Origin of the sequence: Streptomyces sp. CBMA29 (genome assembly GCF_014596445.1) — a bacterium.
Taxonomy (GTDB): Bacteria; Actinomycetota; Actinomycetes; order Streptomycetales; family Streptomycetaceae; genus Actinacidiphila.
In genome coordinates, this window is the sequence record NZ_MECL01000074.1 from 64,902 (window position 1) to 79,605 (window position 14,704).

Below are 14,704 nucleotides of genomic sequence, written 5' to 3' on the forward strand. Positions count from 1 at the left end.
ACATGGCAGAGATACGAACAGAGATCCTCGTGGTCGGCGGTGGGCTGGGCGGCGTGGCCGCCGCGCTCACGGCCGCACGGCTCGGCCGTACGGTGGTGCTCACCGAGCCCACCGACTGGCTCGGCGGGCAGCTCACCGCCCAGGCCGTGCCACCCGACGAGCACCCCTGGATCGAAGGCCCCGCCTGCCCACCCGGCTACGCCGACCTGCGCAGACGCGTGCGCGACTACTACCGCCGCAACTACCCGCTCACGGCCGGGGCGGCGCGGGACCCCCGACTCGATCCGGGTCTCGGCATCGTCAGCCGGATGTGTCACGAACCGCGGGTGGGCGCGGCCGTCATCGAGGAGATGCTGGCCCCCTGGCGGGCCTCCGGCGCGATCACCGTGCTGACGGGGTACGAGCCCGTCGCCGCGCACACCGAGGGCGACCGCATCGAGGCGGTCACGCTGGCCGGACGGTACGACGGCCGCCGGATCACCGTCCACGCCTCCTACGTCGCGGACGCCACCGAACTCGGCGACCTGCTGGAACTGGCCGGTGTGGAACACGTCATCGGCGCCGAGGGCCGCGACGAGACCGGGGAGCCCCACGCGCCCGACACCGCCGACCCCCTCGACCAGCAGGCCGTGTCCTGGTGCTTCGCCCTGGAACACCGGCCGGGCGAGGACCACGTCATCGACCGGCCGGACACCTACGACCACTGGCTCACCACCACCGCCCCCTTCTGGCCGGGACCGCAGCTCTCCCTCACCGACGTCGTTCCGATCACCCTCGAAGAGCGCACCTGGACGCTGATGGGCGCCGATCACAGCGCGGGGGAGCACTTCGACCTGTGGCAGTTCCGGCGCGTCCTGGCCCGCGAGCAGTTCGCGCCCGGAGCCTTCGCCTCGGACCTCACCGTCGTCAACTGGCCCCAGATCGACTACTGGGAGGCGCCGCTGCTCGGCGTGAGCGCCGAGGCCAGGCAGGCGGCCCTCGCCGCCAGCCGCGACCTGTCGCTGTCCTTCCTGCACTGGCTCCAGACCGAGGCCCCGCGCCCCGACGGCGGTACCGGCTACCCCGGCCTGCGACCGCGCCCCGACGTCACCGGCACCGCGGACGGCCTGGCCAAGACGCCGTACATCCGCGAATCCCGCCGTATCCAGGCGGAGTTCACCGTCCTCGAACAGCATGTCGGAGTCCAGGCGCGCCCCGAGGGCGCGGGCAGCGAGGTCTTCCACGACAGCGTCGGCCTCGGCAGCTACCGCATCGACCTGCACCCCTCCACCACCGGCCGCACCTACATCGACATCGACTCCTACCCGTTCCAGATCCCGCTGGGCGCGCTGATCCCGGTCCGGGTGGACAATCTGCTGCCCGCCAACAAGAACATCGGCACCACCCACATCACCAACGGCTGCTACCGCCTGCACCCCGTGGAGTGGGCCATCGGCGAGGCCGTCGGCGCCCTCGCCGGATTCTGCCTTGACCGGGCGCTGCCGCCCCGCAAGGTCCGGTCCGACCAGACCCAACTGGCCGACTACCAAAGGCTGCTGAGCCACACCCTCGGCATTTCGCTGGCCTGGCCCGAGGCGGTCAGGACCCGGACGGAGGACCGATGAACCAGGGAGAGCCCGCCATGCCGAACCCCGCGCGCACCGACGAGCACGAGGCCCGTATCGCCGGCCTGCTCGGCCGGATGACCGTCGAGGAGAAGTTCGGACAGTTGCAGCAGCTCGCCTGGGCCTGGAACACCGGCCCCGGCGGGGGCAGTACCGGCGCGGTCGAGGCCGCGGCGCGCAAGGGCCTGCTCGGCTCGGTGCTCAACGTGGTCGGCGCCGCGAACAGCAACGCCGTGCAGCGCATCGCGGTGGAGGAGTCGCGGCTCGGCATTCCGCTGGTCTTCGGCCTGGACGTGATCCACGGCTTCCACACCACCTTCCCCATCCCGCTCGCCCAGGCCGCCGCCTTCGACCCGGAGGTGACGCGGACCGACGGCGAGGTATCGGCGGCCGAGGCGCGGTCCAACGGCATCCACTGGACGTTCTCGCCGATGGTGGACGTCACCCACGAGCCCCGCTGGGGCAGGATCGCCGAGAGCCCTGGCGAGGACCCGTATCTGGCCGCGCGCTACGCGGTGGCCAAGGTGCACGGGTACCAGGGGGACGACCTGTCCGCGCCGGACCGGGTGGCCGCCTGCGCGAAGCACTTCGCGGCGTACGGCGGCGCGGAGGGCGGGCGCGACTACAACACCGTGGACGTCTCGGAGCAGCGGCTGCGCAACCTCTACCTGCCGCCGTTCGAGGCCGCGGTCGAGGCGGGAGCGGCCACCGTCATGGCCGCCTTCAACACCGTCAGCGGCGTTCCCGCGCACGCCAACCCCCGTACGCTGACCGGCGTTCTGAAGGACGGCTGGGGCTTCGACGGGGTCGTGGTCAGCGACTGGACGGGGGTCCAGGAGCTGATCGCGCACGGGAGCGCGGCCGACGAGGCCGAGGCCGGGAGGCTGGCGCTGTCGGCGGGTGTGGACCTGGAGATGGTCTCCACCACCTTCGTCGACCACGGCCCGGCCCTGCTGGAGCGCGGCGAGTTGAGCCGGGAGCGGCTGGACGACGCCGTGGCCCGCGTCCTGCGGTTGAAGCTGCGGCTCGGCCTGTTCGAGCGGCCGTACGTCGAGGTGTCCGCCGAGATCACCGCCCCGGGCGTCGGGGCGCGGGCGGCGGCCCGCGAGGTGGCGGGCCGCTGCATGGTGCTGCTGAAGAACGACGGGGGAGCGCTGCCGCTGGACGCGACCGCCCTCCGGACGCTCGCCGTCCTCGGCCCGTTCGCCGACAGCGGCGATCTGCTGGGGACGTGGGCGCTGCCCGGAGCGCCCGAGGCCGTCCCGGTCCTGCGGAGCCTGCGCGAAGCCCTGCCGCACGCCGTCGTCACTCACGCCCCGGGCGTCCCCGCGGACGGCTCCGACGTCTCCGGCCTTCCGGAGGCCGTCGCGACGGCCACGGCCGCCGACGCCGTCGTCCTGGTGGTGGGCGAGCCCTCGGAGATCAGCGGCGAGGCGGCGGTCCGCAGCGACCTGGGACTTCCCGGGCACCAGGAGGAGCTGATCAGGGCGGTCGCCGCGACGGGAACGCCGTGCGTCGTGGTGCTCGTGGGCGGCCGGCCGTTGACGATCGGGGACTGGGCGGACCAGGTGCAGGCGGTCGTCATGGCCTGGCACCCCGGTATCGAGGCGGGCCCGGCCGTCGCGGACGTGCTGACCGGGGCTGTCGTCCCGGGCGGCAAGCTCCCGGTGACCTTTCCCCGGACGGTCGGCCAGGTCCCGCTGTACTACAACCACGAGCGCACCGGACGCCCGTACGACCCGGCCGTCCCGGAGGAGAAGTACGTCTCGAAGTACCTCGACGTCCAGGACGGGCCGCGGTTCCCGTTCGGGTACGGCCTGAGCTACACCACCTTCGACCTCGGCGAGCCCGCGCTCAGCCGCGAGCGGATCTCCGTGCGCGAACTGCGGGAGGGCGCGACGGTCGAGGTCACCGTGCGGGTACGCAACACCGGTGACCGGGACGGCGAGGAGGTCGTCCAGCTCTATGTGCGCGACCCGGCGGCGAGCATCGTCCGGCCGGTCCGCCAACTGCGCGGATTCCAGCGGGTCCGGCTCGCGGCCGGGGAGGAGCGGGCGGTCCGCTTCACGGTCGGCGCCGAGGACATCGGCTTCTGGACCAACGACCCGGCGGGGGTCTTCACCCTGGAGCCGGGCGAGATCCACCTCCACACCGGCAACAGCTCGCACGCCCGCGCCCACCGGACCCTGCGGATCACCTGACCCTTGGCCCCCCTCGTATCCCGCCGCCCCCCCATACCCCCGATCCCGGTCGGTCGGTCGTCCGACCGGCCGGTTCGAGGCACGCCCCATCACGTCCCATCACGATCCATCGACCACAAGCCCGTGCGTCGACACATCAACGCAGTGAGGGAGAACCATGAGAGCAAAGGCGCTCACACTCGCGATCGTCCCTGTCGTCCTCGGCTGTCTGCCCGCGACAACCGTCGCGGCACACGCCGACGCGGCGGCCACGTACTACGTCTCGCCGAGCGGCAGCGACAGCAACACCGGCCTGTCGCCCGACCAGGCGTGGCAGACGGTCGCGAAGGTCAACACCTCCACCTTCCCCCAGGGCAGCACCGTGTCCCTCCAGGGCGGCCAGACCCTGACCGGCTGCCTCGTCTTCAACACGGTCAACGTGCCCACGTCGTCGGCCTCGACGCCGTTCCGGGTGACCTCCTACGGCACCGGGCAGGCCACCCTCAGTTCGAACTGCACCGGCGACTACTCGGCGGCGGTCACGGCCGACAACGTCAACGGCTTCCAGCTCGACAACCTCAAGGTCGTCAACGGCTCCACGACGGCGGCCGGTGTCCTGCTGGAGAACCAGAACGGCACCTCCGCGACGCAGTCCCTGGTGGTCTCCGGCTCCGACATCTCCGGCTTCTCCACCCCGAGCGGCAGCGCCAGTTCGTTCGGCGGCGAGATCATGGTCCTGGGCTACGCCGTCAACGGGCACTCCGGGCCGCTCAACGACGTCCAGATCCGTAACAACACGTTGCACGGCGCGAGCGTGACCTCCTCCGACGGGCCGGGGATCTACGGCTGGGGCTCAGGGGTCAACATCACCAATGTCACGGTCGAGGGCAACACCGTCTACAACCTGGGCATGCCCGCCAAGACCACCGGCGCGGGCATCACCGCCAACGGCTGGGACGGCGCGGTGATCCGGCACAACGTGATCCACGACGTGGGCGCCAACGTCACCTCCTGCGGCGGCGCGAGCGGCATCGAGGCGTACACCTCGAACAACGTCACCGTCTCGCACAACGAGGTCTACAACGTGCAGCCGTATCCGGCGTTCACCGCCGGGTGCGACTGGGACGGCATCGACCTCGACGGCGGCACGACGAATTCCGTCGTGGAGTACAACTACACGCACCACAACGCCGGAAGCGGCCTGCTCGCCTACACCTCGACCGTGGACTCCAGGGTCTGGGGCCCGAACACCTACCGGTACAACATCTCCGAGAACGACGACTGGGCCAAGATCCAGGGCGGCCTGATGGACGTCGTGCCGAACGCCCCGAAGAACGCGCTGTCGATCTACGGCAACACCTTCTTCACCAACGTCGCCCAGAGCACCAAGTCCACGGCCAGCGCCTGCTTCGACTTCGGCTACGCTGCGGGCACTTGGGGCAGCGGCTCGCTGATCGCCAACAACATCTGCCACATGGCCAACAAGGACCAGTACGGTCACTCCGGCCAGTTCTACTACAACGTCTACGGCCAGACCGGCATGACGCTGTCGCACAACCTGTACTACGCGGCGAGCTCCCCGGCCTGGCGCTGGGGCGGCACCACCTACAGCACCTTCGCCGCGTGGCAGGCCGCGGGACTGGAGACCGGACCGGTCTTCGGAGACCCGCTGTTCACCTCGCCCGGCACCGGCGGCACCTGCGCCTGGACGCCGTCCTCCGGCGCGGGACCGCAGCCGTGCCCGCAGGCGTACACGCTCGCGTCCGGTTCCCCGGCCGCGGGTTCGGGCGTCGCCGTCTCCGGCAACGGGGGCGTGGACTACTACCAGAACGCGATCCCCGGCACCCCCGACATCGGCGCCGACGCCGGTTGACACCCCCCCGGGGCGGCCCGTCGCACGCGATGAGCGGCGGGCCGCCCCGGCGCGGTCCCGGACGGCTGGTGCGCCGTCGCTCTCCCGGTCAGTGTGCGAGCGCGGCCAGCCGGTCCCGTACTCCGGACATGTCCCAGTCCTGGGAGCGATGGGAGACGAAGCGGTCGGGCCGGATCAGGCACAGGCCGGGGCCGGTGGCCGCGAACGCCTGGTGACAGGCGCCGTGCCGGTCGCCGAGCAGCGACCGGTCGGGGTCGCCCTGCCCGTGGGTCCGGCTCACCGCGACGACGGTGCCGAGGTCCCCGAGCGCCTCGCGGCCCGCCTGGGTCACCTCGGCGATCCGCCGCTCGTCGTCCTCGTACCCGAGGAACACCAGCAGGACGTGTTCGCTGCCGCGCAGCCGGTGCCGCAGCGTGGTGAAGCCCGTGCCGTCGTGGACGAACGCGTCGGGGGAGAGGTCGCCTGGGCCGGGGCCGCCCGCGCCGGAGCTGCGGACGCGGTCGACCTGCGGGCTGTGCTCGTAGTCCACGAAGAGTTCGGTGACGCCGAGGGCCAGCCGATGCCGTACCGGAGGGGTCCGGCTGATCAGCCGCAAAGCCTGCCGGCGCAGCGTACGGGCGACCGGGACGTGCGTGGTGGCCACCTTCGTGGCACGGGCCGTGGCGTGCAGCACCCGGTCCGCCACCGGACGGCGCTCCTGCTCGTAGGAGTCCAACAGCCCTGCGCCGGCCCGCCCTTGGACGACCAGCGCCAGCTTCCAGGCCAGATTGTGCGCGTCCTGGAGACCGACGTTCATACCCTGTCCGCCCACCGGGCTGTGGGTGTGCGCGGCGTCCCCCGCCAGCAGGATCCGCCCCTGCCGATAGTGCTCGGCCAGCGACTCGCGCACCTCGAAACCGCTCAGCCAGTCCACACGGGAGATCGCGCCGCCGCCGTCGGCTCCGGCGAGCGGGGTGCGCTCGGCGAGCAGCCGGTTGAGCATGTCCTCGTCCGGTTCTGGCGCGTCGGAGCCGGACGGGACATCGGCGATGACGCGCCAGTGGCCCGGCTTGGGGAGCGGAAGCAGAACGAGGATGCCGTGGCCGCCCAGCCAGGGATGCAGCCGGTCCTGGGGAAGATCCCAGTCGGCGGCGACGTCGGCGAGCAGGAAAGCACGGTGCAGATCCCGGTGGTCGGCGGTGATCCCGGCCGTCCGCCGTACGGTGCTGTGCGCCCCGTCGCAGGCGATCAGCCAGTCGGCGCGTACCGTGCGCTCCGAGCCGTCGGGCATCCGCAGGGTCGCGGTCACGCCGTCCGCGTCCTGGCGGCAGGTGGTCAGTTCGGTGCCGCGCTCGGCGACCGCGCCCTGCCGCCGCGCGGCCGTCTCCAATAAGTCCGCCACCTCCGGCTGCGGGAGGGAGAGCGCGAAGGGGAACGGCGAGCGGATGCCGTCCAGTTCGAGCGGGATGACGTCGTCCGGGCCGGGATGGACGTCGATACGGCGCAGGATCCGGCCGCGGTCGACCGCCTCCTCGGCGACGCCGAGGTCGTCCAGTACCTCCAGCGTGCGGGCGCCCACCACCAACGCCCTGCTCTGTGTGTTCTCTTCGGTGGACCGCTCGATCAGCCGGACCCGCACACCGCGCCGGATCAGCTCCTCGGCCATCAGCAGCCCCGTAGGCCCGGCGCCGACCACCAGGACCTGGCAACTCGCGCCGCCGTCAACGGTGTTCGCTTCCATCGTTCCTCCGCGAGACCTCATGCGTGTCCTGCCGACACGGCCTGGCCCTCGCCTACCCCGTCCCGCTCTCCGCCCGCGCCGCGATTCGGCCGGGGCCCGACGCGCCGACCGCCGCCGAGCGGGCGGCCGGTCGAGCGGTCCTCGCGGATTGCCGGTTTCGGCCACCCCTGCCTCGCCATTTTCCGTTCATAGGGGTGGCGCCCGCCAGGATAGGGGTTACTGGCGAGTGCGGAGCCGAACTAGTTTCGAAACCGCATGCATGGCACTCCTTGGGCACGTTGGGCGGATTTGTATCGAATTGGAGATGTGTGTGAACCGCGAGGCATGGTTCAGCCGCTATCACCCAGCCCCGCCCGGAAGTGAACCCCGCAGACTCGTCTGTTTTCCGCACGCCGGAGGCTCGGCAAGTTTCTACCTCCCCGTTTCCAGCGCGCTGCAACCGGATGTCGAAGTCATCGGGGTGCAGTATCCGGGACGGCAGGAACGCAGGACCGAGCAACCAGTCCAGGACCTGCACGACCTGGCCGACCTGGCCGCCGAGGCGCTGGCCCCCATGGTCGACCGCAGGACCGCGTTCTTCGGCCACAGCATGGGCGCGGTCCTCGCCTACGAAGTGGCCCTGCGGCTGAAACGGAACCATGGGGTGGAGCCGACCCGGCTCCTCGTCTCCGGACGCCGCGCGCCCTCCGTTCACCGTCCGCTGCCCGATCCGGTCCACCGGCGGGACGACGCCGGCATCGTCGCCGAACTGCGCCGACTCGCCGGCACCCACGCCGACCTGCTGGCCGACGACGAGATCGTGCGCATGATCATGCCCGCGGTGCGCGGCGACTACCGGGCCATCGAGACATACGCGCCGCGCCCGGCGCCGCCGCTGGACTGCCCGGTCACGGCGTTCGTCGGCGACCGTGACCCGCAGGTCGAGATCGCCGAAGCGGAGGCATGGGCGGGGCACACCACGGGACCGTTCGACATCGAGGTCTTCCCCGGCGGCCACTTCTACCTGGTGGCCGAGGGGCCGGCGGTGATCGCCGGGGTGCGCGACCGGCTCGGCGTGCCGGTGTGACCGATCCGGAGGCGGCCGATCCGGATGTGGCCGAATCGGAGATGGTGTGCTCCTTCCGCCCTCTTAACGCGTCGAGGCCGCCCGATCTTCGGAAAGCCGCGATAGAGTCGAATCGGCTTTCGGATACGGTGGGAGTTGGTTATTTGGGATGGGTGCGGATCAACCGTGCCCCGGGTTTCGCACCCGCTGGCGCTTTGTTGCGTTCCTGATGTCTTTTGGGTAATGCGAATTGAACGGTTTGAACGGGGGCTGTTCACTGTCGTGGAATTTATTCAGCGTGAAGCGCAGTTAGAGTTTTTGAGCAATTCCTTGCGGGACGTCATGTCCGGCAGCGGGACAACGGTTCTGGTCGAGGGCGCCATCGCCTGCGGCAAGAGCCAGACCCTGGAATGGGTCATCGACGAGGCGACCAGGTCCGGGGTCACCCTGCTGTGCGCGGCGGGTTCGCCCGCCGAGGCCGGCACACCCCTGGGCATCGTCTCCCAACTGATGGACGGCGTGCCGCCCTCGACCGCGCCACCGGCGCCGCCCGACGGGGCCACCGACCAGGGAACCGGCCGGTTCGCCCGGCAACTCGCCGCGGCCGTGAAGGGCATGGCCGAGCGGGCGCCGGTGGTCATCGCTGTCGACGACCTCCAGCACGTCGACGCCGAGTCGCTGCGGTGTCTGCTCCAGCTCGCCCGGCTGACCCGGCGCGGCCGTGTCCTGATGGTGCTCACCCAGCCGCTGCACGGCGGACCGCGGGACCCGCAGTTCGCCGTCGAGCTGCTGCGCCAGCCCGAGGTGCACCGGCTGCGGCTGCTGCCCCTGGACCAGGACGGTGTGGCCCAGATCCTGGCCGCGTATACCGACCTGCCCGCAGGAGCGGTGAACGCCGCGGAGCTGTACCGGCTGACCGGCGGCAATCCGCTGCTGCTGCGCGCGTGTCTCGAGGACTGCCACCGCGCGGTGGCCCACTGGCCGCCGGGCATCGCCCCGCCGCTCGCCGGGGAGCTGTTCGGACAGGCGCTGCTGACCTGCCTGCGCCGCGGAGGCGAGGACACCTGGGAGGTGGCCGCCGCTGTCGCGGTGCTGGGCGAGGCGGCCGACACCGAGTCCGTCGGGCGCGTCTCCGAGGCCACCTCGTGGAGCGTCGACGAGGCGTTGCAGGCGCTGGAGTCCGCGGGCATCGTCGACGGCCCGCGGTTCCGCGACCCGGTGGCACGGTCGGTGGTCCGCGACAGCCTGGACACGGCCGAGAGCGCCCGGTTGCACCGCGAGGTCGCCGGCCTGCTCAGGGACCAGGGCGCACGCCCCTCGGCGGTGGCCGCGCACCTGCTCGCGGGGGGCGAGGTGCCCGGTTCCTGGGGAGCGGCCGTACTGCGGGAGGCCGCGGAGGCCGCGCTGCACGAGGACGACGCACCGCTCGCCATCGACTACCTGGAGCTGGCCTGCGCCGGGTGCGACGACGAGCGGGTGCGTACGGACATCAGGCTGCGGCTGGCCGCCGTGCTGTGGCGGATCAACCCCGCCGCGGCCGAGGCCCGGCACCTGCCGGAACTGGTCGCCTCCGCGGCCACCACCCGGCTGCCCGCCCACACCGCCGCCGGTCTCGCCGACCTGCTGATCAGCCACGGTCGCTTCGAGGAGGCCCGTGCCATCCTCGGCGGCCTCAAGGCGAGGGCGTCGTCCGGCCAGTGGGGCGCGGCGCAGGCGGCGCTCGGTCAACTGACGCCCCTGGCCGGGCAGTGGTGCGGCGAGGGCGGCGACCCCGGGTTGCAGGACCACCCGATATCCGCGGACGCGGTGGCGCATCCGTCCCCCGACGGGTCGCTGCGCTGCCCGGTCCTGTCGCCCGACACCGGCGTGGAGACCTCGGCCGAACGCTTCCTGCGGGTGTCCCCGCTGATGGACGTGACGCTGACGCCGATCGTCAACGCCGTGGTGTCGCTGTACTTCGGCGACCGGCTCGAGGCCGCTGACGACGCCTGCCGCAGATTCCAGGAGGAGGCCGACCGGCGGCGGGCGCCGGGCTGGCGGGCGGTGTTCGCCGGTCTGCGGGCCGACATCGCGCTGCGCGGAGGGCGGCTGGAGGCCGCCGCGCAGTACGCGCAGGAGTCGCTGAACAGCGTGTCCGCCCACAACGGGAGCTTCTTCGCCGGCGGTCCGCTGGCGGTGCTGATCCTCACGCACACGGCCGCGGGCGACTACACGGCCGCGGCCCGGCGGCTCAACCAGCCGATTCCCGACGCGCTGCTCAAGAGCGTCTACGGTCTCGGATACCTGCGAGCGCGCGGCCACTTCTACCTGGCCACCGGCCAGCCCGAGGCCGCGCTGACCGACTTCAAGACCGCGGGCCGGTTCGCCGTCCGCTGGGGCGTCGACCGCCCGGTGCTGCTGCCCTGGCGCACCGACGCCGCGCAGGCCCTGTGCCGTCTCGAACAGCCCGACCGCGCCGAGCGGTTGATCGTGGACCAGTTGCGGATGCCGGACGCGGTGCACCCGCGGGTGCGCGGCGTCACGCTGCGGCTGCGGGCGCAGAGCGTCGACCTCAAGCTCCGGCCGTCGCTGCTGGCCAGGGCGGTCGAGGACCTGCACCGGTCGGGCGACCGGCTCGAACTGGCCCGCACCGTAGGCGTGCTGGGCGAGACGTACCGCGAACTGGGAGAGACCACACGGTCGATCGCCGTTACCCGCCGGGCCCTGCACCTGGCCCGCGAGTGCGGCGCGGAACCGCTGTGCGCGGAGTCCGGACAGCGGCTGCGTGAGGGCGAGCGGGAACGGGCCCAGGACCTCGCCCCGGCCGGCGCCGCGCTCGCGGAACCGGTCGCCGCCGACGCGCTGGGCGCGGAGGCCGAGGCGAAGCTCAGCGATTCCGAGAAGCGGGTCGCGGCCCTGGCGGCCTGCGGATACACCAACCGGGAGATCTCGGCGAAGCTGTTCGTGACGATCAGCACCGTCGAGCAGCACCTGACCCGGGTCTACCGCAAGCTCAACATCACCAGGCGGCACCAACTCCCGCTGGAAGTGCACATGCCGACCAACGAGATCGCGTGACCGCCGGGTCACAACGGGAGGACCGCTCATGCAGCAGATCATCGACGCCGTGCGCGCGGGTGCCGGAGCCGAGGACTTCCTCGCGCTTCCGGTGCCGGAGAGCTACCGCGGCGCGGCCGTGCTCCGCGAGGAGACCGACATGTTCGAGGGGCTGGAGACCCGCGAGAAGGACCCCGCCAAGTCCCTGCACACCATCGAGGTCGCGACCCCGGAACCCGGCCCCGGCGAGGTGCTGATCGCCGTGATGGCCAGCGCGATCAACTACAACACGGTCTGGAGCGCGATCTTCGAACCGCTGCCCACGTTCACCTTCCTCGACCGGTACGCGCGCAGCAGCCCCGAGGCGGCGCGCCACGCGCAGCCGTACCACGTCCTCGGCTCCGACGTCGCCGGAGTGGTCCTGCGGACGGGGGCCGGAGTGCGCAACTGGAAGCCGGGTGACCGGGTCGTCGCGCACTGCCTGAACGTGGAGCTGGAGTCCGCCGACGGGCACGACGACACGATGCTCGACCCCGAGCAGCGGATCTGGGGCTTCGAGACGAACTTCGGCGGCCTCGCGGAGCTGACGCTGGTCAAGTCCAACCAGTTGATGCCCAAGCCCGCGCACCTCACATGGGAGGAGGCCGCGTCGTCCGGGCTGGTCAACTCCACCGCCTACCGCCAGCTCGTCTCGCGCAACGGCGCCTCGCTCAAGCAGGGTGACGTGGTCCTGATCTGGGGCGCGGGCGGCGGCCTCGGCTCGTACGCCACGCAACTGGCCCTGAACGGCGGGGCGGTGCCGGTCTGCGTGGTCTCCGACCCGCGCAAGGCCGAGCTGGTGCGGGCCATGGGCGCGGAGCTGGTCATCGACCGGGCCGCGGAGGGCTACCGGTTCTGGAAGGACCCGCAGACGCCCGACCCGCGCGAGTGGAAGCGGTTCGGCGGCCGGATACGGGAGTTGACCGGCGGCGAGGACCCGGACATCGTGCTGGAGCACCCCGGCCGGGAGACCTTCGGCGCCAGCGTCTTCGTCACCCGCCGCGGCGGCACCGTCGTCACGTGCGCGTCCACCTCCGGATTCCGGCACGAGTACGACAACCGGTACCTGTGGATGTCGCTGAAGCGGATCGTCGGCTCGCACTTCGCCAACTACCGCGAGGCGTGGGAGGCCAACCGCCTCATCACCAAGGCGATGGTGCACCCGACGCTGTCCACGGTCTACCCGCTGGAAGCCACCGGAGAGGCGACCCGCGCCGTCCACCGCAACGAGCACAGCGGGAAGGTGGGCGTGCTGTGCCTGGCGCCCCACGAGGGGCTCGGCGTGACCGACCCCGGGACGCGTGAGCGGCACCTGCCGGAGATCAACCGGTTCCGTACCCCGGTGGGCTGACAACGGCGGTGGCGCGCACCCGCGGCGGGTGCGCGCCACCGTGTCCCGCTGCCCGCCCAAGGGCGGTCAGCGGTGCGTCACTTCCGGTCGATGAGGGTGACGTCGGAGCTGCCGTACAGCGCCATCATCCGGTCGACCAGGCCGACTTCGTTGACGTGGATCGTCATCACGATGTTCACCCGGATCATCTTCTCCTCCGGGTCGTCCGGCGGGACCGGCGGCAGCAGGCCCGACTCGGTCATCGCGGGACCCGCCAGCGGCAGGTAGTTGAAGGTCGAGACCATCGGGACCGACGCCCATTGGCCGTCCTTGGACGCCACCGGCATGGCTGCGTCCTCGAAGGCGCCGGAGAAGACGGCGGCGGCGGCGCGCTGGCTGAGCGCGTGCAGGCCGTGCTGCTCGCCGTTGCCCACCGGGTCCTCGAAGGTGCAGTCCTCGGCGTAGAGCTGGAGCAGGCCCTCCACGTTGCCGTCGTTGATCATCCGACAGTGTTCGAGAATGAGCCACTTGGCCCGTTTCTCGTCGGTCATCGTGTCTGCTCCGATGGTCGGGAGGGCGGTGGGACGGGCGGTCGGGAGAGGGGTCGGGAAGGCGTTCGGACGGGCGGGCGCAGTACGGGAGTTGTCGGGACCTGACGGGGAGGCCGCGGCGGTCACGCGTGGACGACCGACACCGGCAGCGACTTGACTCCGAAGAAGTTCCGGTCGTAGAACTCCAGCGGCTCGCTGCGGTCGAGCCGCACGTCCTGGTAGTGGTCGAGGAGGAGGTTGAGGGCGACTCGCCCCTCAAGCCGGGCCAGCGGCGCACCGATGCAGAAGTGGATGCCCTTGCCGAAGGCGACGTGCGCGTTGGGCGTACGGGTGATGTCGAACCGGTCCGGCTCGTCGAACTGCCGCTCGTCGCGGTTGGCCGATGCCAGCCAGGGGATGACGATCGACCGCTCGGGGATGACCACACCGCCGATCGGCACGTCCCGGGTGGTGTACCGGCCGGTGATGGTGAACGGCGGCCGGTAGCGCACCACTTCCTCCAGCGCGGCCGGGATCAGCGAGCGGTCGGCGCGCAGCGCGGCGGCTGCCTCCGGGTGCTCCTCGAAGCACAGGATCGCGCTGCTCAGCATCATCGTCGTGGTGATGTGCCCGGCGATCAGCAGCAGCCGGGCGAAGTTGACGGCCTCCTCCGACGACAGCGGCTCGCCGTCCACCTCGCTGGTGGCCATCTTGCTGAGCAGGTCGTCACCGGGACGGGACCGCCGCTCCTCCAGCATGCCGTCGAGGTAGTAGTCCATCTCCTCGATCGCGGTCCGCAGGCGCTCGTAGTTCTCCGGCAGGTCGATGCCGACGATCTTGGCGGCGATGATGCGGTCCGCCCAGTGCCGGAAGATCGGCCGGTCCTCGGCCGGTACGCCCAGCAGTTCGGCGATCACGATCACCGGCAGCGGATGGGTCAGATGCCGCACCAGGTCGAGACGGTCCATGCCCTCGGTCGCGCCGAGCAGCTCCCGGCCGATCTCGGCGATCCGCGGCTCCAGTTCGGCCACGGTGCGGGGCGTGAACACCCGGCTGATCCCGCGCCGCAGATGGTGGTGCTCGGGCGGGTCGATCTGCGCCAGGTCACCGCGGGCGATCTCCGCCGCCTTCGGTGACACCGGGGTCGGGTCGGAGGAGAAGTCCTTCTGGTCCGACAGCACCCGCTGCACGTCCGCGTACCGCAGGACGTGCCAACTGCCGTTCTCGTCGCGGAACACCGGATTGTCGTCGCGCATCCGGCGCAGCCACGCGAACAGTTCAGCGCCGCCGTCGGCGGCCGACGGCGGGCTCAGCGACACAGCGGAATCGGTCACGCGAGACTCCCAG

The 14,704-nt window shown here is 71.6% G+C and carries 9 protein-coding genes; 6 read left to right on the plus strand and 3 right to left on the minus strand.

Annotation, left to right across the window (positions count from 1 at the left end):
• Nucleotides 1-2: 2 nt before the first annotated feature.
• The 3 genes from BGM09_RS11490 (at nucleotide 3) to BGM09_RS11500 (ending at nucleotide 5,657) form a co-directional block, all read left to right on the plus strand.
• Nucleotides 3-1,604, plus strand: a complete 1,602-nt coding sequence (locus BGM09_RS11490; RefSeq protein ID WP_188281408.1) for an FAD-dependent oxidoreductase — start codon at nucleotides 3-5, stop codon at nucleotides 1,602-1,604.
• Nucleotides 1,601-3,805: a glycoside hydrolase family 3 N-terminal domain-containing protein gene (locus BGM09_RS11495; RefSeq protein WP_411158290.1), complete on the plus strand. Its 2,205-nt coding sequence runs from the start codon at nucleotides 1,601-1,603 to the stop codon at nucleotides 3,803-3,805. Before BGM09_RS11490 ends, BGM09_RS11495 begins: the two co-directional genes overlap by 4 nt.
• Before the next feature lie 157 nt (nucleotides 3,806-3,962).
• A complete protein-coding gene (locus BGM09_RS11500; protein WP_188281409.1) occupies nucleotides 3,963-5,657 on the plus strand; it encodes a right-handed parallel beta-helix repeat-containing protein in 1,695 nt (564 codons plus the stop codon).
• 88 nt (nucleotides 5,658-5,745) lie between these two features.
• Here the strand turns inward: BGM09_RS11500 and BGM09_RS11505 are convergent, their stop codons facing one another.
• Entirely contained in the window at nucleotides 5,746-7,377 is a 1,632-nt protein-coding gene (locus BGM09_RS11505; RefSeq protein ID WP_188281410.1) for an FAD-dependent monooxygenase, read from the minus strand.
• A 304-nt stretch (nucleotides 7,378-7,681) separates the two neighbouring features.
• Between BGM09_RS11505 and BGM09_RS11510 the strand changes: the two genes are divergently transcribed.
• The 3 genes from BGM09_RS11510 to ccrA all read left to right on the plus strand — a co-directional run bounded on the left by BGM09_RS11510 (nucleotide 7,682) and on the right by ccrA (nucleotide 12,848).
• Nucleotides 7,682-8,443: a thioesterase II family protein gene (locus tag BGM09_RS11510; RefSeq protein WP_188281411.1), complete on the plus strand. Its 762-nt coding sequence runs from the start codon at nucleotides 7,682-7,684 to the stop codon at nucleotides 8,441-8,443.
• A gap of 222 nt (nucleotides 8,444-8,665) precedes the next feature.
• Entirely contained in the window at nucleotides 8,666-11,479 is a 2,814-nt protein-coding gene (locus BGM09_RS11515) for a helix-turn-helix transcriptional regulator (protein ID WP_223186662.1), read from the plus strand.
• A 28-nt stretch (nucleotides 11,480-11,507) separates the two neighbouring features.
• A complete protein-coding gene (ccrA, locus tag BGM09_RS11520; RefSeq protein ID WP_188281413.1) occupies nucleotides 11,508-12,848 on the plus strand; it encodes a crotonyl-CoA carboxylase/reductase in 1,341 nt (446 codons plus the stop codon).
• Nucleotides 12,849-12,925: 77 nt separating this feature from the next.
• Here ccrA and BGM09_RS11525 read toward each other — a convergent pair whose 3' ends face one another.
• Together BGM09_RS11525 and BGM09_RS11530 are read right to left on the minus strand one after the other, a co-directional pair.
• Nucleotides 12,926-13,378, minus strand: coding sequence for a nuclear transport factor 2 family protein (locus BGM09_RS11525; protein WP_188281414.1), 453 nt, complete (start codon nucleotides 13,376-13,378; stop codon nucleotides 12,926-12,928).
• A gap of 122 nt (nucleotides 13,379-13,500) precedes the next feature.
• The gene (locus BGM09_RS11530; RefSeq protein ID WP_317452654.1) at nucleotides 13,501-14,691 is read right to left on the minus strand and encodes a cytochrome P450; all 1,191 of its coding nucleotides are present in this window, start codon (nucleotides 14,689-14,691) and stop codon (nucleotides 13,501-13,503) included.
• Between the last annotated feature and the right edge of the window lie 13 nt (nucleotides 14,692-14,704).

What these genes read in the sequence shown, in the direction of transcription:
- BGM09_RS11490 (WP_188281408.1), top strand. Translation starts at nt 3, where the DNA reads ATGGCAGAGATACGAACAGAGATCCTCGTGGTCGGCGGTGGGCTGGGC.
- BGM09_RS11495 (WP_411158290.1), top strand. Translation starts at nt 1,601, where the DNA reads ATGAACCAGGGAGAGCCCGCCATGCCGAACCCCGCGCGCACCGACGAG.
- BGM09_RS11500 (WP_188281409.1), top strand. Translation starts at nt 3,963, where the DNA reads ATGAGAGCAAAGGCGCTCACACTCGCGATCGTCCCTGTCGTCCTCGGC.
- BGM09_RS11505 (WP_188281410.1), bottom strand. Translation starts at nt 7,377, where the DNA reads ATGGAAGCGAACACCGTTGACGGCGGCGCGAGTTGCCAGGTCCTGGTG.
- BGM09_RS11510 (WP_188281411.1), top strand. Translation starts at nt 7,682, where the DNA reads ATGTGTGTGAACCGCGAGGCATGGTTCAGCCGCTATCACCCAGCCCCG.
- BGM09_RS11515 (WP_223186662.1), top strand. Translation starts at nt 8,666, where the DNA reads ATGCGAATTGAACGGTTTGAACGGGGGCTGTTCACTGTCGTGGAATTT.
- ccrA (WP_188281413.1), top strand. Translation starts at nt 11,508, where the DNA reads ATGCAGCAGATCATCGACGCCGTGCGCGCGGGTGCCGGAGCCGAGGAC.
- BGM09_RS11525 (WP_188281414.1), bottom strand. Translation starts at nt 13,378, where the DNA reads ATGACCGACGAGAAACGGGCCAAGTGGCTCATTCTCGAACACTGTCGG.